Annotated in this window: 16 protein-coding genes; 9 read left to right on the top strand and 7 right to left on the bottom strand. The window is 69.3% G+C overall.

All coding sequences use genetic code 11. The features are described 5' to 3' along the window. Window positions 1-191 precede the first annotated feature (191 nt). The 3 genes from eat (at window position 192) to eutC (ending at window position 3,896) form a co-directional block, all read left to right on the top strand. Entirely contained in the window at window positions 192-1,604 is a 1,413-nt protein-coding gene (eat, locus tag BLS50_RS07960) for an ethanolamine permease (protein ID WP_027806342.1), read from the top strand. A 100-nt stretch (window positions 1,605-1,704) separates the two neighbouring features. Continuing rightward, a complete protein-coding gene (locus BLS50_RS07955; protein ID WP_012327621.1) occupies window positions 1,705-3,102 on the top strand; it encodes an ethanolamine ammonia-lyase subunit EutB in 1,398 nt (465 codons plus the stop codon). Continuing rightward, on the top strand, window positions 3,099-3,896 hold the full coding sequence (eutC, locus tag BLS50_RS07950; protein ID WP_023477993.1) for an ethanolamine ammonia-lyase subunit EutC: 798 nt from the start codon (window positions 3,099-3,101) through the stop codon (window positions 3,894-3,896). The genes BLS50_RS07955 and eutC overlap by 4 nt, the downstream gene beginning before the upstream one ends. On the opposite strand, the gene BLS50_RS07945 is transcribed toward eutC, so the two are convergent. After that, window positions 3,889-4,773, bottom strand: a complete 885-nt coding sequence (locus BLS50_RS07945) for a LysR family transcriptional regulator (RefSeq protein WP_074801777.1) — start codon at window positions 4,771-4,773, stop codon at window positions 3,889-3,891. The genes eutC and BLS50_RS07945 overlap by 8 nt on opposite strands. Before the next feature lie 164 nt (window positions 4,774-4,937). Here BLS50_RS07945 and BLS50_RS07940 point away from each other — a divergent pair, with 164 nt between their 5' ends. Continuing rightward, a complete protein-coding gene (locus BLS50_RS07940) occupies window positions 4,938-6,563 on the top strand; it encodes an MFS transporter (protein ID WP_074801774.1) in 1,626 nt (541 codons plus the stop codon). 196 nt (window positions 6,564-6,759) lie between these two features. On the opposite strand, the gene BLS50_RS07935 is transcribed toward BLS50_RS07940, so the two are convergent. Further along, entirely contained in the window at window positions 6,760-7,188 is a 429-nt protein-coding gene (locus BLS50_RS07935) for a pyridoxamine 5'-phosphate oxidase family protein (protein ID WP_074802772.1), read from the bottom strand. A 331-nt stretch (window positions 7,189-7,519) separates the two neighbouring features. On the opposite strand from BLS50_RS07935, the gene exaC reads away from it, so the two are divergent. The 3 genes from exaC (at window position 7,520) to BLS50_RS07920 (ending at window position 11,006) form a co-directional block, all read left to right on the top strand. Further along, a complete protein-coding gene (exaC, locus tag BLS50_RS07930) occupies window positions 7,520-9,046 on the top strand; it encodes an acetaldehyde dehydrogenase ExaC (RefSeq protein ID WP_012327625.1) in 1,527 nt (508 codons plus the stop codon). 181 nt (window positions 9,047-9,227) lie between these two features. Then, window positions 9,228-9,773 carry a hypothetical protein gene (locus tag BLS50_RS07925; protein ID WP_074802771.1) on the top strand — a complete coding sequence of 182 codons (546 nt, stop codon included), beginning with the start codon at window positions 9,228-9,230 and terminating at the stop codon, window positions 9,771-9,773. 216 nt (window positions 9,774-9,989) lie between these two features. Continuing rightward, a complete protein-coding gene (locus BLS50_RS07920) occupies window positions 9,990-11,006 on the top strand; it encodes a helix-turn-helix domain-containing protein (protein WP_027807895.1) in 1,017 nt (338 codons plus the stop codon). Window positions 11,007-11,356: 350 nt separating this feature from the next. Here the strand turns inward: BLS50_RS07920 and BLS50_RS07915 are convergent, their stop codons facing one another. Both BLS50_RS07915 and BLS50_RS07910 read right to left on the bottom strand, forming a co-directional pair. Next, window positions 11,357-12,451, bottom strand: a complete 1,095-nt coding sequence (locus tag BLS50_RS07915) for a glycosyltransferase family protein (protein WP_069232006.1) — start codon at window positions 12,449-12,451, stop codon at window positions 11,357-11,359. Further along, window positions 12,448-14,151, bottom strand: a complete 1,704-nt coding sequence (locus BLS50_RS07910; protein ID WP_074801771.1) for a thiamine pyrophosphate-binding protein — start codon at window positions 14,149-14,151, stop codon at window positions 12,448-12,450. The genes BLS50_RS07915 and BLS50_RS07910 overlap by 4 nt, the downstream gene beginning before the upstream one ends. Before the next feature lie 340 nt (window positions 14,152-14,491). On the opposite strand from BLS50_RS07910, the gene vapB reads away from it, so the two are divergent. Next, window positions 14,492-14,728, top strand: coding sequence for a type II toxin-antitoxin system VapB family antitoxin (gene vapB / locus BLS50_RS07905; RefSeq protein ID WP_012327630.1), 237 nt, complete (start codon window positions 14,492-14,494; stop codon window positions 14,726-14,728). Then, window positions 14,728-15,129: a type II toxin-antitoxin system VapC family toxin gene (locus BLS50_RS07900; protein WP_012327631.1), complete on the top strand. Its 402-nt coding sequence runs from the start codon at window positions 14,728-14,730 to the stop codon at window positions 15,127-15,129. Before vapB ends, BLS50_RS07900 begins: the two co-directional genes overlap by 1 nt. Window positions 15,130-15,196: 67 nt before the next feature. Here BLS50_RS07900 and BLS50_RS07895 read toward each other — a convergent pair whose 3' ends face one another. The 3 genes from BLS50_RS07895 to gcvP all read right to left on the bottom strand — a co-directional run bounded on the left by BLS50_RS07895 (window position 15,197) and on the right by gcvP (window position 20,840). Beyond that, on the bottom strand, window positions 15,197-16,585 hold the full coding sequence (locus BLS50_RS07895; protein WP_074801769.1) for an L-serine ammonia-lyase: 1,389 nt from the start codon (window positions 16,583-16,585) through the stop codon (window positions 15,197-15,199). 30 nt (window positions 16,586-16,615) lie between these two features. Continuing rightward, complete coding sequence (locus tag BLS50_RS07890) at window positions 16,616-17,758, bottom strand: alginate lyase family protein (protein WP_074802770.1); 1,143 nt, start codon at window positions 17,756-17,758, stop codon at window positions 16,616-16,618. 154 nt (window positions 17,759-17,912) lie between these two features. Then, window positions 17,913-20,840 carry an aminomethyl-transferring glycine dehydrogenase gene (gene gcvP / locus BLS50_RS07885; RefSeq protein ID WP_011546764.1) on the bottom strand — a complete coding sequence of 976 codons (2,928 nt, stop codon included), beginning with the start codon at window positions 20,838-20,840 and terminating at the stop codon, window positions 17,913-17,915. Window positions 20,841-20,893 lie beyond the last annotated feature (53 nt).

The following is a 20,893-nucleotide window of genomic DNA, read 5'->3' as shown; positions in this document are numbered from 1 at the left end:
GCATCGCGCGGGCCGGACCGGCGTGGCAACGGGCGCGGCGGGCGTTGCCGCGAGCGGTACCGCAAGCGTTTCCGCAAGCGAAATGTCAGCCGCGATCTTTGCCGAATTTCGATAACACGTCGTTTAATGACTCTCTAGCATCGATTCTCAGTCGCGCGGGCCCGCAGGCCGGCGCCTTTGAGGAGAGTCCGATGAAAGCAGAGTCGAATGGCCGGCCCGCCGCCGGCGCCAAGTCCTCCGGCCAGCCCGCGCTGCAGCAGACGCTCGGGACCTGGCAACTGTGGGGCATCGCGGTCGGCCTCGTGATTTCCGGCGAATACTTCGGCTGGAGCTACGGCTGGGCGAGCGCGGGCACGCTGGGTTTCGTGATCACCGCGCTGTTCGTCGCGGCGATGTACACCACCTTCATCTTCAGTTTCACCGAGCTGACGACGTCGATCCCGCACGCGGGCGGCCCGTTCGCGTATGCGCGCCGCGCATTCGGCCCGACCGGCGGCTATCTGGCCGGCGCCGCAACGCTGGTCGAGTTCGTGTTCGCGCCGCCCGCGATCGCGCTCGCGATCGGCGCGTACCTGCACGTGCAGTTTCCGGGGCTCGAACCGAAGCACGCGGCGATGGGCGCGTATCTCGTGTTCATGGCGCTGAACATCGTCGGCGTGCAGATCGCGGCGACCTTCGAGCTCGTCGTCACGCTGCTCGCGATCTTCGAGCTGCTGGTGTTCATGGGCGTCGTGTCGCCGGGCTTCGCGTGGAGCAATTTCACGAAGGGCGGCTGGTCGGGCGCCGATCACTTCAGCCTGGGCGCGTTCCACGGGATGTTCGCGGCGATTCCGTTCGCGATCTGGTTCTTCCTCGCGATCGAAGGCGTCGCGATGGCCGCCGAGGAAGCGAAGAATCCGAAGCGCTCGATTCCGATCGCGTACGTGGCCGGCATCCTGACCCTCGTGGCGCTTGCGATCGGCGTGATGGTGTTCGCCGGCGGCGCGGGCGACTGGACCAAGCTCGCGAACATCAACGACCCGTTGCCGCAGGCGATGAAGTACATCGTCGGCGCGAACAGCGGCTGGATGCACATGCTCGTGTGGCTCGGGCTGTTTGGGCTCGTCGCGTCGTTCCACGGGATCATCCTCGGCTATTCGCGCCAGATCTTCGCGCTGGCCCGCGAAGGCTACCTGCCGGAGTGGCTCGGGAAGGTGCATCCGCGCTTCAAGACGCCGCATCGCGCGATCCTCGCGGGCGGCGTGGTCGGGATTGCCGCGATCTACAGCGACGAGCTGATCCAGTTCGGCGGCCAGACGCTCACCGCGAATATCGTGACGATGTCGGTGTTCGGCGCGATCGTGATGTATATCGTGAGCATGGCGGCGCTGTTCAAGCTGCGCCGCTCGCAGCCGAACCTGGAGCGGCCGTTCCGCGCGCCGCTGTACCCGATCTTCCCGGCATTCGCGATCCTGGCGGCGCTCGTCTGCCTCGGTACGATGGTGTATTTCAACGGGCTGGTCGCGCTGGTGTTCGTCGGCTTCCTCGCGGTCGGCTACGCGTACTTCCTCGCGACCCGTTCGCAGCGCGCGAGCGCGCCCGGCGACGCGCTGCTGGAGGAGTGAGCGCCGTGACGACGGTGAACGTGAAAGGCCGTTCCTGACGGCAACCGGCGCGCCCCGTCGAACGGGCGCGCCGTCGGCTTTTGGCAAGGAGATTCGAACGATGTCCTATACGGAGACGATCGGTCCGCGCACGTACCGCTTCGCGGACCTGAAGACGCTGCTCGCCAAGGCGAGCCCGCTGCGTTCCGGCGACCAGCTCGCCGGCGTCGCGGCGGCGAGCGAGGAGGAGCGCGTCGCCGCGAAGATCGCGCTCGCGGGCGTGCCGCTGAAGGCGTTCCTGAACGAAGCGGTGATCCCGTATGAAGACGACGAGGTCACGCGCCTCATCATCGACGATCACGATGCGCAGGCGTTCGCGGAAATCTCGCACCTCACCGTCGGCGATTTCCGCAACTGGCTGCTGTCGCCCGCGGCCGACGGCGCGGCGCTCGAACGGATCGCGCCCGGCCTCACGCCCGAGATGGTCGCGGCCGTGTCGAAGCTGATGCGCAACCAGGACCTGATCGCGGCTGCGCGGAAGCGCCGCGTCGTCACGCGCTTTCGCAACACGGTTGGGCTACCCGGCCGGATGTCGGTGCGGCTGCAGCCGAACCACCCGACCGACGACGTGAAGGGCATCGCCGCGTCGATGCTCGACGGGCTGATGTACGGCTGCGGCGACGCGATGATCGGCATCAATCCGGCCACCGACAGCCTCGCGGCGATCGTGAAACTGCTCGCGATGATCGACGGCTTTCGCGAACGCTACGGCGTGCCGACCCAGTCGTGCGTGCTCACGCACGTGACCAACACGATCGCGGCGATCGAGAAGGGCGCGCCGGTCGACCTCGTGTTCCAGTCGATCGCGGGCACCGAGAAGGCCAATGCCAGCTTCGGGATCTCGCTCGCGCTGCTCGCCGAAGCGCGCGAGGCCGCGCTGGCGCTGAAGCGCGGCACGGTCGGCAACAACCTGATGTATTTCGAGACGGGCCAGGGCAGCGCGCTGTCGGCGAACGCGCATTTCGGCGTCGACCAGCAGACCTGCGAAGTGCGCGCGTATGCGGTCGCGCGCAAGTTCGAGCCGTTCCTCGTGAATACGGTGGTGGGCTTCATCGGGCCCGAATACCTGTACGACGGCAAGCAGATCATCCGCGCGGGCCTCGAGGATCACTTCTGCGGCAAGCTGCTCGGCGTGCCGATGGGCTGCGACATCTGCTACACGAACCACGCGGAGGCCGACCAGGACGACATGGACACGCTGCTGACGCTGCTGGGGGCGGCTGGCATCAACTTCATCATGGGAATTCCGGGCGCGGACGACGTGATGCTGAACTACCAGAGCACGTCGTTCCACGACCAGCTCTACGTGCGCGAGGTGCTCGGCCTGCGCCGCGCGCCCGAGTTCGAGGAATGGCTGGAGACGATGGAAATCGCCGACGCGCACGGCGCGCTGCGCGCGGCGACGGCACGCGTGCCGCTGCTCGCGGGCGCGAACGACTGGATGGGGATTTCCGCATGAGCGACGCCGTCGAGAAGAACCCGTGGGCGCAGCTGAAGTCGTTCACGAACGCGCGGATCGCGCTCGGCCGCGCGGGTAACAGCCTGCCGACCGCGCCGCTGCTGGCCTTCAACCTGTCGCATGCGCAGGCGCGCGACGCGGTGCACCAGCCGCTCGACGCGGATGCGCTGCGGCGCGAGATCGAGGCGGCCGGCCTGCTGCCGACGCTGCGCGTGCAGAGCGCCGCGCCCGACCGCGACCACTACCTGCGCCGGCCCGATCTCGGCCGCAAGCTGTCGGACGACAGCCGCGGGCTGCTGGCCGGCTACGGGGCGGCGCTCGACGACGCGCCCGATGTCGTGTTCGTGGTGGGCGACGGGCTGTCGGCGTTCGCGGCCGCGAAGCAGGCGCTGCCGCTGTTGCAGGCCGTGCGGCCGCGGCTCGACGCGGACGGCTGGCGGATCGGCCCGGTGGTGGTCGCGACGCAGGCGCGCGTCGCGCTCGGCGACGAGATCGGCGAGCTGCTGCGCGCGAAGGTGGTCGCGATGCTGATCGGCGAACGGCCCGGCCTCAGTTCGCCGGACAGCCTCGGCGTGTACCTGACGTGGGCGCCGAAGGTCGGCTGTCACGACGCGCTGCGCAACTGCATCTCGAACGTGCGGCCCGAAGGGCTGCCGCACGCCGCCGCCGCGCACAAGCTGCATTACCTGATGACGCATGCGCGCAGGCTCCAGTTGACGGGCGTCGGGCTGAAGGACGACAGCGACGCGCTGCTGCCGGCGGCGGAAGCGGAGCGGATCGGCGCGGCTACCTGAACAGCCGCTCGCACAGGAAATCGACGAACACGCGCAGCTTCGGCGACAACTGCCGGCTCGACGGCCATACGATCGAGAACTGTCCCGGCGCGATCCGGTAGTCGTCGAGCACGGTGACGAGCGTGCCGTGTTCGAGCGCGTCGCGTGCGAGGAAGTCGGGCATGTAGCCGATGCCGAGCCCCGCGAGCACGGCGCCGCGCAGCGCTTCCATGTTGTTGCAGGTCATCGCGGTGCGCAGCGTGAGCGGCGTGCCGTCGGCGGCCGCGAGCGCCCAGTCCTGCAGCTTGCCGGTGGTCGGGAAGCAGTAGCGCACGCAGTCGTGCGCTTCGAGCTCGCGCGGCGTGCGCGGCGTGCCGGCCTGCGCGAGATAGGCGGGCGTCGCGCACAGCACGAACGCGAACGGGCCGAGCCGCCGCGACATCAGGCTCGAATCGGACAGCGGGCCGCTGCGGATCACCGCGTCGAAGCCGCCTTCGACCACGTCGACCATCCGGTCGTTGAAATCGAGATCGAGCTCGACGTCCGGATAGCGCTGCCGGAATTCGGGCAGCACCGGCAGCAGGAAGCGGTAGCCGATCACCGGCAGGCTCACGCGCAGCTTGCCGCGCGGGCGCTGCGCGGACGCCGTCACGGTCGCCTCCGCGTCGCGGAAATCCTCGAGGATGCGCTGGCAGCGCTCGTAGAAATGCCGCCCCTCGTCGGTGAGCGTCACGCGCCGCGTCGTGCGGTTGAACAGCCGCACGCCGAGCGACTGCTCCAGTTTCGCGATCGTCTTGCCGACCGCCGACGCCGAGATGCCGAGCGCGCGGCCGGCCGCGACGAAGCTCAGCGCTTCCGCGGTGCGGACGAACGCGACGATGCCGGAGAGGTTTTCCATCTTTCCATCGAATCGAAGGACGTGCGGCGACGCACGCGGGCAGGGATATTGCGGAATTTTAGTCCGTTATATGCGGAGCTTCGCGTGGTTTTTCGCGGATTGAATCGGATTTATCTTCTGTCGCTCTGATGGCGCATCCGCGCCGGCTTTTTCGAGGAGCGATGATGGATCACCCTGTTTCAGCCGCCCCGGCCCACGTGGCCCACGCGGCGCGCCGGCGCGCATGGGTGCTGGCCGCCGTCTGCATGGCCGCCGTCGCGCTGCCGCTGTCGTTTTCGGGCGGCGCGGTCGCGACGCCGGCGATCGGTCGCGACCTGCACGGCAGCCCGGTCGCGATGAACTGGATCACCAACGCGTTCATGCTCGCGTTCGGCAGCTTCCTGATGGCGTCGGGCGCGCTGGCCGACCAGTTCGGCCGCAAGCGCCTGTTCGCGATCGGCGTCGGCGGCTTCACGCTGATGTCGATCGCGCTCGCATTCGCGCCGTCGATGCTCGCCGTTGATTGGCTGCGCGCCGCGCAAGGGCTCGCGGCGGCTGCGGCGCTGGCCGGCGGCACGGCCGCGCTCGCGCAGGAATTCGACGGCGCGGCGCGCACGCGTGCATTCAGCCTGCTCGGCACGACGTTCGGCATCGGGCTCGCGTTCGGGCCCGTGATCGCCGGCGGCCTGATCGGGCATTACGGCTGGCGCGCGATCTTCGTGACGAGCGCGGTGGCCGGCGTGCTGTCGCTCGCGTTCGGGCTGCCGCGCATGCACGAGTCGCGCGACCCGCACGCGACCGGGCTCGACTGGCCCGGCACGGCGGCGTTCACGGCCGCGCTGACACTGTTCACGTTCGGCGTGATCGAGGCGCCCGCGCGCGGCTGGTCGAGCCCGCTCGTGATCGCGCTGCTGGCGGGCGCGGTATTCGGCGCGTGCGCATTCGTGACGATCGAGACGCGCGTCGCGCGGCCGATGCTCGACCTGTCGCTGTTTCGCATCGCGCGCTTCGTCGGCGTGCAGGTGCTGCCGGTGTCGACCTGTTGCTGCTACATCGTGCTGCTCGTCGTGCTGCCGCTGCGCTTCATCGGCATCGACGGCTTCAGCGAGATCGACGCTGGCTGGCTGATGCTCGCGATCTCCGCGCCGATGCTGGTCGTGCCGCTCGTCGCGGCGACGCTCACGCGCTGGCTGTCGGCCGGCGTGATTTCAGGGCTCGGGCTGCTCGTCGCGGCGGCCGGGCTCGTGTGGCTCGGTATCGCGCTGCGCGGCGGCGCGGGGCCGGCGGCGATCGCGCCGATGCTCGCGATCGGCGTCGGGGCCGGCATGCCGTGGGGGCTGATGGACGGGCTGTCGGTGAGCGTCGTGCCGAAGGAGCGCGCGGGGATGGCGACGGGCATTTTCAGTACGACGCGTGTCGCCGGCGAGGGGATTGCGCTGGCGATCGTCGGCGCGGTGCTGGCCGCGCTCGCGCAAGCGGGGCTCGCGCACGCGGCCGGTGCCGCGGCCACGCCTGATGCAACGCTGCGTGCGGCCGCGCGGCTCGCGACCGGCGATCTCGCGGGCGCGGCTGCCGCGTTGCCGGGCGTCGGACGTGCGGCATTGTTGGCGAGCTACACGCATGCGTTCGACCGGCTGCTGATCGGGCTGGCCGCCGTCACGGTGCTGTGCGCGGTGGTGGTGTTCGGGTTTCTCGGCGGGCGGTCGGCGGCCGACGAAACGGGCGACGAGGCGGATGGCCACGCGCAGGCCGATGCGTTGGCGGCGCGCAGTCGAGGTGAGCCGGCGTGTGTGGAGACGCAAGGGCGTTGAGCGTTGCACCGTGGCGCGCGGGTGTTTCGGTGCTCGGTGCTCGGTGCTCGGTGCTCGGTGCTCGGTGCTCGGTGCTTCGATGTTTCGGTTCCCGGTTCCCGGTTCCCGGTTCCCGGTTCCCGGGTGCTTCGGTCTTTTGGTCAATGCAGCGGCCGTGCCCACCTCGTCCGCTCGTTAAAGCCTCATCCGCCGCGCGTCACGCCAGCACGAGCGGCGGCAGTCCTGCATCCGCGCGCGCCTCCGCGCATTCCACCTCGATCACCAGATAGCGCAGCGCATCCGGCCATAGATGCGCGCGCCCTTGCGCATCCTCGTCGAGCGTCGCGCGACCCTGCACGAGCCAGGTCGTCTGCCGCACGAAATCGACGAACAGCAGCGCGATGGCCGGGTTCACCAGCAGGTTGCCGATCGTGTTGAGCAGGTGGTTGCCCGCGAAGTCGGGCAGCACCAGCGTGCAGCGGTCCGGGATGTCGACGAGCGGCGTGAACGAGCCGTCGGCGCGCGGCTGACGGCCGCGGTACGAACAGTCGGCATTACCGGCCGCGTCGGCGGTCGCGACGATCAGGAAAGCCTGCTCGCGGATGAAGGCGATGGCGTCGTCGGTCAGGGGGCCGCGATCGTTCATGGTGTCGGTCGGCGCGTGCGCCGTGGCGTGTGGATCGGTGATCCGCATGCAAGCGACATGCCACGCGGCGCGACGCGCGTCCGCGGGCCGCACACCGCCGCGCACTGTGGAAATTCCGAACACCGGCCCCGTCGCTGCGCAATCGCGGTGTTCAGAATCGGTACACCCGCCGTGTTGCGTGCGTGAACACCGCACGGTGCGAGCGCGCGCCGGCCGCACTCGACGTGCTCTCGTTCCCTCTCGTCCTGTTTGGCACGCATGTTGCGTAAACGGGACCAGCGCATTCCAACCGGCGCTGTACTCACACAAGCACGATGAACAGGAGACATGTATGAACCCGTTTGACCTGAAACAACTGGGCCTCGACGTCGAATACCCGTACCGTCAGCAATACGACAACTACATCGGCGGCAAGTGGGTTCCGCCGGTGAAGGGCGAGTATTTCGAGAACGTGTCGCCGATCAACGGCCAGCCGTTCTGCCGCATCCCGCGCTCCGGCGCCGACGACATCGAGCTGGCGCTCGACGCCGCGCATGCCGCGCGCCGCCAGTGGGGCAAGACGTCCGTGGCCGAGCGTGCGAACCTGCTGCTCGCCGCCGCCGACCGGATGGAAAAGAACCTGAAGCTGCTGGCCGTGGCCGAGACGATCGACAACGGCAAGCCGCTGCGCGAGACGATGGCGGCCGACCTGCCGCTCGCGATCGACCACTTCCGCTACTTCGCGGGCTGCATCCGTGCACAGGAAGGCGGCATCTCCGAAATCGACGACAACACCGTCGCGTATCACTTCCACGAGCCGCTCGGCGTGGTCGGCCAGATCATCCCGTGGAATTTCCCGCTGCTGATGGCCGCGTGGAAGCTCGCGCCGGCGCTCGCGGCCGGCTGCTGCGTGGTGATGAAGCCGGCCGAGCAGACGCCCGCGTCGGTGCTCGTGCTGATGGAACTGATCGGCGATCTGTTCCCGGCCGGCACGATCAACATCGTGAACGGCTTCGGCAAGGAAGCGGGCGAAGCGCTCGCGACCAGCAAGCGGATCGCGAAGATCGCGTTCACGGGCTCGACGCCGGTCGGCAAGCACATCCTGCGTGCGGCGGCCGACAGCCTGATCCCGTCGACGGTCGAACTGGGCGGCAAGAGCCCGAACATCTTCTTCGCCGACGTGCTCGACCAGGACGACGCATTCCTCGACAAGGCGCTCGAAGGGCTCGCGATGTTCGCGCTGAACCAGGGCGAAGTGTGCACGTGCCCGTCGCGCATCCTGATCCAGGAATCGATCTACGAACGCTTCATCGAGAAGGCCGTCGCGCGCGTCGAGCGCATCAAGTCCGGCCACCCGCTCGACCTGCAGACGATGATCGGCGCGCAGGCATCGCAGCAGCAGCTCGACAAGATCCTGTCGTACATCGACATCGGCCGCGGCGAAGGCGCGCAATGCCTGACGGGCGGCGAGCGCGCGGCGCCGGCCGCCGATCTCGGCACGGGCTACTACGTGAAGCCGACGATGCTGCTCGGCAACAACAAGATGCGCGTGTTCCAGGAGGAAATCTTCGGGCCGGTCGCGTCGGTGATGACGTTCAAGGACGAGCAGGAAGCGATCGAACTCGCGAACGACACGTTCTACGGGCTCGGCGCGGGCGTGTGGACCCGCAACGGCACGCGTGCGTACCGGATGGGCCGCGAAGTCGAGGCCGGCCGCGTGTGGACCAACTGCTACCACCTGTATCCCGCGCATGCGGCGTTCGGTGGCTACAAGCAGTCGGGCATCGGCCGCGAGACGCACAAGATGGCGCTGTCGAACTATCAGCAGACGAAGTGCCTGCTGGTCAGCTACCAGGCCGAGGCGCTCGGGTTCTTCTGATCGCCGAAGCCGGGGCGACGTGTCGGGGCCGGTTGGGGCCGGCACGTCGCCGATTCGATTTCCCTATTTCGACAGTCGGCGCCGGTTGCGCTTCGTTGTACGGCCGGCGCCGGCAACGCTGCCGGCCGTCGCGCATGCGCGGCGGCACGGTGCGCCGATGCGTGCGACGACGACAACCAGCATGGCAGAACTGCCCCGATCCTTTCCCCGCCACCCGGTCTTCCATCCGGGCGAACTCGACGCGCAACACCGCTTCGGCGTCGCCAACGAAGCCGAGCGGATGAGCGATGCCGTGACGACGCGGCTGAGCCTCGGCGTACGGCAGTTCGTCGAATCGCAACCGTTCATGTTCGTCGGCATGGCATGCGGCGCCGGTGCGTCGATGACCTGCGACATCGTGCAGAGCCGGCGCGACGCGAACGGCGATCTGCTGCCGGTGGTGCGCGTGATCGATACGAAGACGCTGCGGTTTGCGCTGCCCGCCGCGCATGACGGCGGTGGCCGGATCGACGCGGCCGCCTGCGACGGCAGCGGGGTCGGATTGCTGTTCGTCGATTTCGTGCGCGGCCTGCGCTACCGGATCAACGGTCGCGCCACGCTGCGCACCGATCTGCCGGAAGCGGACGCGGCGCCGTGGGCGGTGGGCAGCGCGATCGTCGAGCTGACGATCGTGCAGGCATACGGCAATTGCGGGACGCGGGTCGTGCGGCTGAAGCCGGCCCGGTAGGCGGTAGCCGGTGACTGCGCCCGGGCGGCGGCGCGCATGCGCGGTCGCCGCGCGGATCGCACCGGCGGCGTGCGCGGCATGCCGCCTTCGGGTGCGCCCGCATGGCGTGCATCGGCCGGACAGCGTGCAATGGCGGGCTGCTCGCCGGGCCATGCGGTTCGGCACGGGACTTGCGTGATGGATACGCACGGTTCCGCGCAGGTGAGGGAGGACACGATGAATCAACATGTGGCGTGTACGGCGGAGCCGACCGCCGAAGACACGCGGCGCAGCGCGCAGGGCGACGACGCGTTCGCCGGGCAGGCTGTCGTCAGCGTCGCGCACGATGCGGACGAGCAGGCGCGCAACCTGATCGGCTGGCGGCAGACCTACGACCAGCTCGCGGCCGGCCGCTTTGTCGGCACGCTGACCGAGCTGCCGCTCGACACGATGAAGCTGTTTCGCGAATCGACCAGCCACCTGCTGCGCCAGGCGTGCGAGGTGCGCGGCGATGCGTACTGGTTCGGCATCCCGCTCGTGTGCGACGGTTCTGCGCGCGTCGATGCGTGCCGCATCGGCCCCGGCGCGCTCGCGTTCCGGCCCGGCAACGTCGAATTCGAACTGGTGACGCCTGCGCAGTTCTCGATCTACGGCGTCGTCGTGCGCGGCGACGTGCTGCGCCGCTATGCGGAGGAAGTCGAACGGCGCGCGCTCGACGAGCGGCTGTTCACGCAGCGCGTGATGCAGGTCGGCGACGCGCGGCTCGCGCGCCTGTGCGCGCTGCTCGGACGCCGGCTCGACGGCGCGGTGGCGATGGCCGGCCCGCTGCCCGATGCGCAGCGCGACGACCTGCAGGCCGAAGTGCTGGCCGCGCTGTTCGATGCGTGCGCGCAACCGGCCGACGACGGCAGCGGCGCCGCGCCGTCGACGCGCCGCTGGATCGTCGACCAGGCGCGCGACTACGTGCTCGCGCATCGCACGCGCCCGGTCGGCGTGCCCGAGCTGTGCGAGCAATTACACGTGAGCCGGCGCACGCTGCAGTACTGCTTCCAGGACGTGCTCGGGATGGCGCCCGCGACCTACCTGCGCACGCTGCGGCTGAACGGCGCGCGGCGCGACCTGTGCGGGCGCGCGGCCGGTTCGGTGCAGGACGTCGCGGAGGCGTGGGGCTTCTGGCATCTGAGCCAGTTCGCGACCGATTACCGGCGCCTGTTCGGCAAGCGGCCGTCGGAGACGCTGCGCGATCGCGCGTGAGGGGCTTGGCGGGGTAAGCCGGGCAGGCGGCGCGGCGGTTGCGGTGGAGCTGGCGTCGGGGGCGCGCTGCTGACGGTTCGACCCTTCCGCTCGCCGTCGCGCCGGTTTCGCCCAGATGGCTAGGCGAGCTTGGCGGGGTCAGTCGGGCCGCCGAAGTGGCCCCCGCCCGGTGCTCATGCCGTGCGCGTACGGCTGCCGGTTCGGTCGTTCCGCTCGCCGCTGCGGCGGTATTGCTCAGGGGCTGGCGGTAGCTTGCCGAGGTAAGCCGAGGCGACGGTCGCGGCGGGGCTGGCGCTGTGCGCGTGCCGCTGCCGGGTCGATCGTTCCGCTCGCCGCGGCGCTGGCTTCGCTCAGATTGCCGGTGCAGTCACGTCGCGCGGTGCCGGCCACGCCAGCGCGTCCCAGTCGATGGCGCGGTAAGCGGCTTCGACCGCCGCCAGATCCTCCGGCCGCTCGCTGCGATGCAGCCCGTGCAATTCAGCCGGCACGTCGAGCGCGACCGGCACGCAATGCGGATAGTCGCGCACGCGCAGCGCCGGCCCGATCGTCGTGAAGCACGCGAGCGTCGGCACGTCGAAACCGTCGGCGAGATGCAGGGCCGCCGTGTCCGGTGCGAACAGTGCGCTTGCGCCCTTGATCCACCCGATGAAGCGTGCGGTGTCGGTCGCGTCGCGGCTCACGTCCACGTAAGCCGGATGCGCGAGCGGACCGAAGCCGACGACCGGCAGCCCGTAACGCTGCGCGAGCTGTTCCACGAACGCGACCCGCAACGCGGGCGGCACGCTGCGCACCGCGGTGCTCGCATTCGGGCAGAACAGTACGTAGGGCCGCTGCCATTCAGCCGGCAGTGCGGGCAGCGGCAGCCGCGCGAGCCAGCGATTGCGCTTCGCGGCGGCCGGCACGGCGGCCGGATCGACGCCGAGCGCATCGAGGAAGAAATCGATCATCGGCAGCCGCGCGAACGCGGGCCAGTACAGGTGATTGCCGACGTCGATGCAGTGCGCATCGGCGGGCAGCGCGTCGGCGGGGCACGGCAGCGCGCGCGACGGCGCGACCACGTCGGTCGCGAGCGCATACAGCGCGTCGACATAGCGCGGCGCGCGCGCCGGCCGGTACAGCGTGAAGCGTACGTCCGCATGGGCCGCTCGCAGCGCGGCGAGGGCCGTCAGTCCGATCACCGAATCGCCGAGCGTGACCCCCATCCCGTTGATCACGTGCACGTGTCGCGCCTCACTGTAATCGAGCCGGAACGGCCGGTGCGCGGCATGCAGCAGGCCGAGCGCGGGCGCGGCCGCCGCATGGCTTTCGGCCCGCTCGTCGCCATGCTCGAGGTCGTACGGCGCGACGAGCGTGCCGTCGGGCGCGAGCAGCGTGCCGGGGTACGCCAGCGCGTCGTCGTGCGACAGCGCGGCGACGGGCGGTGCGATATGCCTGGCCACCGTCATGCGCCGCGTGCGCGGCGGCCCTGCTCGCGGATCTGTTCGAGCGTCGCGGCCGGCGTGCTGGCGTCCTGCGGGATGCGGATCTCGATCACCGCGGGCAATCCGCAGGTCAGCGCGCGTTCGAGCGCCGGCGCGAAATCGGCAGTGCGCTCGACCGTCTCGCCATGCGCGCCGAACGCACGCGCATACGCGGCGAAATCGGGATTCGTGAGCCCCGTGCCGTGCACGCGGCCCGGGTAGTTGCGCTCCTGATGCATGCGGATCGTGCCGAAATGGCCGTTGTTGACGACGATCGCGACGATGTTCAGCCCGTATTGCATCGCGGTCGCAAGCTCGTTGCCGGCCATCATGAAGCAGCCGTCGCCCGCGAGCGCGACAACCGCGCGCTGCGGATACAGCGACTTCGCGGCGAGCGCGGCCGGCAGCCCGTAGCCCATCGCGCCGCTCGTGGGCGCGAGCTGCGAACGGAAGTGCCGGTACGCGAAGTGGCGATGCAGCCAGATCGCATAGTTGCCCGCGCCGTTGGTCAGGATCGCGTCGTGCGGCAGGCGCTCGCGCAACTGCACCATCACGTCGCCGAGCTGCACGTCGCCGGGCATCGGCAGCAGCGCATGCCATTCGCGGTACGCGCGGTGCGCGTCGGCGGCCGCGCCGGCCCACGCAGGCCGCTCGGGCGGTTCGAGCGCGGCCAGCGGCGCGGCGATCTCGGGCATGCCCGACACGATCGGCAGGTCGGCCGCGTACACGCGGCCGAGTTCGTCCGCGCCCTGATGTACATGGATCAGCGTCTGGCGCGTTTTCGGGATGTCGAGCAGCGTGTAGCCGCCGGTCGTCGCTTCGCCGAGGCGCGGCCCGATCACGAGCAGCAGGTCGGCGTCGCGAATGCGTTTCGCGAGCGCGGGATTGATCCCGAGCCCGACGTCGCCCGCGTAGTTCGGGTGCGCGTTGTCGATCGTGTCCTGGAAGCGGAACGCGCACGCGACCGGCAATCGCCAGCGTTCGACGAAGGTGCGCAGGTTCGCGCAGGCGTCCGGCGTCCAGCCGCTGCCGCCGACGATCGCGAACGGCCGTTCCGCGCGCGCGAGCCGCTCGCTCAGCTCGTCGATCTGCGCGGGCGACGGCGCGGCCGCGATGCGTTTCGCGGCCGGCACGACGGGCTGCGGCGCGCACGCGTCGGACAGCACGTCCTCCGGCAGCGCGAGCACGACCGGGCCGGGCCGGCCGGACGTCGCGACGTGGAACGCGTGGCTCAGGTATTCGGGGATGCGGTGCGGGTCGTCGATCTGCGCGACCCATTTGGCCATCTGGCCGAACATCCGGCGGTAGTCGATTTCCTGGAAGGCTTCGCGGTCGAGGTGTTCGCGTGCGCACTGGCCGACGAACAGGATCATCGGCGTCGAATCCTGGAACGCGGTGTGCACGCCGATCGACGCATGGGTCGCGCCGGGTCCGCGCGTGACGAATGCGATGCCGGGGCGGCCGGTCAGCTTGCCGACCGCTTCGGCCATGTTCGCGGCGGCCGCCTCGTGGCGGCAGACGACCGTCTGGATGCGGGCGGTGTCGTCCGCCAGCGCATCGAGCACGGCGAGGAAGCTCTCGCCCGGCACGCAGAACACGCGTTCGACGTGATTGGCGAGCAACGCATCGACGAGCAGTCGCGCACCGGTGGTGGCGTGCGGCTCGAGATCCTTGGAATGCGACATGGGCTGCCGTCTCCCTGGGTAGCGGGACGTACAGCTTACGCCGGTTGGCCGCGGGCCGGTACGGCGGCCGGCGAAAAGTGTCGGAACGCCGGGCGGGTGGGGGATTGCGTGCTGGCTTCGGTTGGCCATTCGGCCAGCTTGTGCCCGCTTGCGTGACGGCGGAAAGTGGGCGCTACGGATTTGAGCCGGGCGCTGAATCCGGCATGTCGGCGTTCTGCGGCGGCATTGATGCTGACGCGTCGAGCGAAACGTTATCGGGAGGCTTATGTACACACATGGATTTACATCTCGGCCCGCATCGGATAATGTACATACGGAGTACATCCGGACGGAGATCGACATGCATACCACGAGGGTATTCAGGAACGGCAACTCGCAGGCCGTGCGAATTCCTGCGGACCTTGCCTATGAGCGCAGCGATATCGAACTGGAAATCGAGCGCGTCGGTGACGAAATCCGCATTCGGCCGATGCGGCGGCCTTTGACTCAGGTACTGGAGAAGTTCGCGAAATTCGGGCCTGACTTCATGACAGAAGGGCGTGGCGACCACGAGCAGGCCGAACGCGAGGGTTTGTGATGCCGCGCTTCATGCTCGACACCAACATGTGCATCTATTTGATGAAAAATCAGCCGGAGCAGGTCGCGAGACGGTTTGCGCAGTGCTACACGGGCGACGTCGTCATGTCGGCGATCACCTATGCGGAGCTCGAGTACGGCGTGACCGCATGCACGAGCCCCGCCCGGGAGCGCCGCCATCTCGCCGCATTGATCGAGGATATTCCCGTCGCGCCTTTCGACGCCGCGGCAGCCCAAGCGTATGGCCCGGTGCGCGACGCAACCCGCGAGCGGAAGAAGGATCACCTCGACAAATTGATCGCCGCGCATGCGGTGTCGCTCGATGTCGTCCTGGTGACCAACAACGAGCGGGATTTCGCGAGTTATCCGGGCGTGAGACTTGAGAACTGGTTGAACGACTAGCGTCGGGCGCCAGGTCCGGCGGCAATGCGGGGTATCGATCCACCCCGCGCCACCGCCGGGTCCCGCATCAGCACTCGACGATATTCACCGCCAGCCCGCCGCGCGACGTTTCCTTGTACTTGGTCTTCATGTCGGCGCCGGTCTCGCGCATCGTCTTGATCACGGAGTCGAGCGACACGTAGTGCGAGCCGTCGCCGCGCAGCGCCATGCGGGCCGCGTTGACGGCCTTCACCGACGCCATCGCGTTGCGCTCGATGCACGGGATCTGCACCATCCCGCCCACCGGGTCGCAGGTCAGGCCGAGGTTGTGTTCCATCCCGATCTCGGCCGCGTTCTCGACCTGCTGCGGCGTGCCGCCGAGCACGGCCGCGAGCGCGCCGGCCGCCATCGAGCACGCGACGCCTACTTCACCCTGGCAGCCGACTTCCGCGCCCGAGATCGACGCGTTGAGCTTGTACAGGATGCCGATCGCGGCGGCCGTCAGCAGGAAGTCGATCACGCCCTGTTCGTTCGCGCCGGGCGTGAAGCGCGTGTAGTAATGCAGCACCGCCGGGATGATGCCTGCCGCGCCGTTGGTCGGCGCGGTGACGACGCGGCCGCCGGCCGCGTTTTCCTCGTTGACCGCGATCGCGTACAGGTTGATCCAGTCGATCATCGACAGCGGGTCCTGCAGCGCGCGCTCCGGGCTGCCCGTCAGCGTGCGGTACAGCTGCGGCGCGCGGCGCTTGACCTGGAACGGGCCGGGCAGGTTGCCTTCGGCTTCCGGATTGCCGATCCCGCAGCCGCGCGATACGCACGACTGCATCACGGCCCAGATCTTCAGCAGCCCGTCACGCGTTTCTTCCTCGGTGTGCCACGCGCGTTCGTTTTCCCACATCAGCTGCGCGATCGACTTGCCGGTCGACGCGGTCAGCGCGAGCAGCTCCGCGCCGGTGCGGAACGGATGCGTCATCTGCTCGGCCGCGCTCAGCACCTTGGTGTTCGGCGCGCCGGCCGTCACGACGAAGCCGCCGCCGACCGACAGATAGGTGCGCTCGACCAGCACCGCGCCATTCGCGTCGCTCGCGCGCAGCTTCATCCCGTTCGGATGTTCGGGCAGCGCCTGGCGGTAGAACGCGATGTTCTCCTTCAGCACGAACGGCACCGGATGCGTGCCGAGCAGCGCGAGCTGCTTCGTCTTGCGGATGTCTTCCAGCTGCGCGTCGATCGTGTCGGGATCGACGGTGTCGGGCGCGTCGCCGAGCAGGCCGAGCATCACGCCGCGGTCGGTGCCGTGGCCCTTGCCGGTGGCGCCGAGCGAGCCGTACAGCTCGACCTTCACGTGGGCCGTCGCGTCGAGCAACCCGTCGCGCTCGAGGCCCTGGACGAACATCAGCGCGGCGCGCATCGGTCCGACCGTGTGCGAACTGGACGGACCGATGCCGATCTTGAAAAGGTCAAACACGCTGACTGCCATTTCGATACCTGCCTTGCGATAAGAATGATGCTAGCGCGCCTGCAATGGCAGGCACGCGGCGAGCCATGCGGGCGGCGTTGGGGAAAGCTGCTGCGCGACGCGGGCATAGCGCCCGTCGAGCCGCGCGGCCAGATGAAAGAGTTCGGTGGCGTTTTTCGGGTCCCACTGCCCCGTGTAGCCCGGCAAGCCGGCCTCGCGGCGCTTCGCGTCGAACGGCACCGGCGAATTCACGAACTCCTCGTGCGTCTTCTCGCCGAGCGCATACGGCACGAGCCAGTCGAGCGCGGCCGCGAGCGTCGCGCCGTTCGCGCCGCGCTCGCGCAGCCAGTTGCGGTTGAAGCGGCGCGCGGCGAGCGCGGCCGTCACCAGCGGCTGCAGATCGTAGACCGCGTAATGCAGCGCATCGCGTTCCTCGAAATCCCAGGTCTTGCCGTCCGGGCCGATGTTGTCGGCGAGATGCTCGACGAACAGCCGCTGTGCGGCGTTCATCATCTTGCGGTCGCCGAGCGTGAACGCGGACAGCGCGATCAGCTTGATCCGGTGGCTCTGCCAGTTGTTGCGCCAGGTGCCGGTGAGCGGGCGCTTCTGCGCGTCGACCTGCGCGACGTAGCCGGCGCCGAGCTTCGCGATGAACGCGGCCGTCGCGTTGCGCGTTTTCACCGGCAGCGCGCTCGCGGTCATGTCGTACGCGACGATCAGGCTCTCGAAGCGCGTCTCGTCGATCGGGTTGAAGCTCGGCTGGTAGGTCGAGACCCACGCGGACAGGAAGCGGTCGACGAGCTGCAGGTAGCGCGGCGCGTTCGTCACGCGCCACGCGAGCGCCGCATCGCGCATCAGGTCCATGTCCTTGAGCGCGGCCGCACTTTGGTCATAGATGCCTTCGTGCGGCAGCGTGCCCTCGGTGTGCACGCGCGCCATCGCCTTCGGCTGCTCGCCGATACGCGCGTCGACGCTGCGGATCAGCGCCTGCACGCCCGGCTCGGCCTGCGTCGTCTCGCTCGCCTGCAGCGCCGGCGCCGCGCAGAAATTCATCGCCGCGCGCGCACTGCCGGACACGCCGAGGCCGGCGGCGGCCAGCGACAGTGCTGCGACGAGCGTCGGCACGTAGCGGCCTGCGCGGGGGCGCGGCCGCCGCGCTGTTGCACCATGGCCCGGAAACATCGGACGCACCATGCGGAACTCCTTCATTGGCTGGATCGCGTGTGATGTTAGCCGGATTGGCGGGCGAGCGTGAAACGGTTGGCCGGGCGGCGAACGTAAAAACCGCACGCAACCGGTGGCTGCGTGCGGTGGGTTCACGGTCGGACGCTCCGGTGCGAGACGGGCGTTATGCGTAGTCCGACATCGGAACGCACGAGCAGAACAGGTTGCGGTCGCCATACGCGTTGTCCGCGCGGCCGACCGGCGGCCAGTACTTGTTCGTGCCGAGCGACGCGACCGGGTACGCGGCCTGCTCGCGCGAGTACGCGTGCGGCCATTCGTTCGCGGTGACGACGGCCGCCGTATGCGGCGCGTGACGCAGCGGGTTGTCCTCGCGATCGGCGCGGCCTTCCTCGACCGCGCGGATTTCCTCGCGGATCGCGATCATCGCGGCGATGAAGCGGTCGAGTTCTTCCTGCGATTCCGATTCGGTCGGCTCGACCATCAGCGTGCCCGGCACCGGGAAGCTCATCGTCGGCGCGTGGAAGCCGTAGTCCATCAGGCGCTTCGCGACGTCGTCGACGCTGATGCCGCTCGTTTCCTTGATCGGACGCAGGTCGAGAATGCACTCGTGCGCGACCAGCCCGCCCGGGCCCGAATACAGCACCGGGTAATGCGGCGCGAGGCGCTTCGCGATGTAGTTCGCGTTGAGGATCGCGGTTTCGGTCGCGGCGGTCAGGTTCTTCGCGCCCATCATCGCGATGTACATCCACGAGATCGGCAGGATCGACGCCGAGCCGTACGGCGCGGCCGACACCGCGCCGATGCCGTCTTCCGCGCGGGCGTAGCCGGTCGAGCGCTGGTTCGGCAGGAACTTCGCGAGGTGCGCGCCGACCGCGACCGGGCCGACGCCCGGGCCGCCGCCGCCGTGCGGGATGCAGAAGGTCTTGTGCAGGTTCAGGTGCGACACGTCGCCGCCGAACTGACCCGGCGCGGTCAGGCCGACCATCGCGTTCATGTTCGCGCCGTCGACGTACACCTGGCCGCCGTGCGCATGGACGATCTCGCAGATCTCGCGGACGTTCTGCTCGAACACGCCGTGCGTCGACGGATACGTGATCATGATCGCCGCGAGGTTCGCCGAATGCTGCTCGGCCTTCGCCTTCAGGTCGGCGATGTCGACGTTGCCCTGCGCGTCGCAGGCGACGACCACGACCTTCATGCCGGCCATGTGTGCGGATGCCGGGTTCGTGCCGTGCGCGGATGCCGGGATCAGGCACACGTCGCGATGGCCTTCGCCGCGCGATGCGTGGTACGCGTGGATGATCAACAGGCCCGCGTACTCGCCCTGCGAGCCCGCGTTCGGCTGCAGCGACACGGCCGCGTAGCCGGTGGCCGCGACGAGCATTTCCTCGAGCTGATCGATCATCTCGCGGTAGCCGACGGTCTGCTCGGCCGGCGCGAACGGATGGATGCCGCCGAACTCGGGCCACGTGACGGGCAGCATTTCCGAGGTCGCGTTGAGCTTCATCGTGCACGAGCCGAGCGGGATCATCGAGCGGTCGAGCGCGAGATCCTTGTCCGACAGGCTGCGCAGGTAGCGCAGCATTTCGGTTTCGGAATGGTGACGGTTGAACACATGGTGCGTCAGGTATGCGCTCGTGCGCTCGAGGCCGGCCGGCAGCGCGGCGACGCCGGCAAGGCCCGCGTCCAGCGCATCGACGGCCGGCGCGGTGCCGCCCGCGGCTTGCGCGAACACGTCGAGCAGATCGGCGAGGTCGTCGCGCGTCGTCGTTTCGTCGACCGATACGCCGACTTGCGTGTCGCTCACACGGCGCAGGTTGATGCGCTTCGCCTTCGCGAATTCGTGGACCTGCGCGGTGCGCGCGCCGGTGTCGATCGTCAGCGTGTCGAAGAACGTGTCGTTGACGGTCGCGAAGCCGAGCTGTTTCACGCCGGCCGCGAGTAGCGCCGCGATGCGGTTCACGCGCAGCGCGATCGTCTTCAGGCCGTGCGGGCCGTGATAGACCGCATACATGCTGGCCATGATCGCGAGCAGCGCCTGCGCGGTACACACGTTCGACGTGGCCTTCTCGCGGCGGATGTGCTGTTCGCGCGTCTGCAGCGCGAGGCGCAGCGCGGGCTTGCCCTGCGCGTCGACCGTCACGCCGACGAGGCGGCCCGGCATCTGGCGCTTGAATTCGTCACGCACGGCCAGGTAGGCGGCGTGCGGGCCGCCGAAGCCCATCGGCACGCCGAAGCGCTGCGTGTTGCCGATCGCGACGTCCGCGCCCCATTCGCCGGGCGGTGTCAGCACGGTGAGCGCGAGCAGGTCGGCCGCGACGACCACGTGGCCGCCGGCCGCATGGATCGCGTCGGTGAGCGCGCGGTAGTCGCGCACGTCGCCGTTCACGCCCGGGTACTGCAGCAGCACGCCGAACGCGTTCGCCTGCGCGGCGTCGGCGGCCGGGCCCGTCTTGACCTCGATGCCGATCGGCAGCGCGCGCGTGCGGATCACTTCGAGCGTTTGCGGCAGCACGTCGTCGGCGACGTAGAACACGTTCGACTTCGGCTTGCCGGTGCGTTGCAGCAGCGTCATCGCTTCGGCCGCGGCCGTCGCTTCATCCAGCAGCGACGCGTTCGAGATCGCGAGGCCCGTGAGGTCGGCCACCATCTGCTGGAAGTTCAGGAGCGCCTCGAGGCGGCCCTGGGAAATTTCGGGCTGGTACGGCGTGTAGGCCGTGTACCACGCCGGGTTTTCGAGCACGTTGCGCAGGATCACGGCCGGCGTGTGCGTGTCGTGATAACCCTGGCCGATATACGAGCGGAACACCTGGTTCTTGTCCGCGAGCGCACGCAGCGCGGCGAGGGCTTCGGCCTCGCTCTTCGGCTGCGCGAACGGGCCGAGCGGCAGCGTTTCGGCGCGGCGGATCGAGGCCGGGATCACGGCGTCGATCAGGGCGGCGCGCGACGCGAAGCCGAGCGTGTCGAGCATGGCCTGCTGGCTGGCGGCGTCGGGGCCGATGTGGCGTTCGGCGAACGCGTCATGCGTTTCGAGCGCGGCGAGCGAGAGGGGCGTGCGGTTCATCAGGCGGTCCGGGTGTTCGAGCTTCATGGCGTGACTCTGGTCCCGCGCGCGCCGAGGCCGGCGCCGCGCGGTTCGGGTAG

It is taken from the genome of Burkholderia orbicola, from assembly GCF_900100915.1.
GTDB classification, from domain to species: domain Bacteria; phylum Pseudomonadota; class Gammaproteobacteria; order Burkholderiales; family Burkholderiaceae; genus Burkholderia; species Burkholderia orbicola.
The sequence above is the reverse complement of the archived record's forward strand: the minus strand, read 5'-3'. Positions and strand labels throughout refer to the sequence as shown.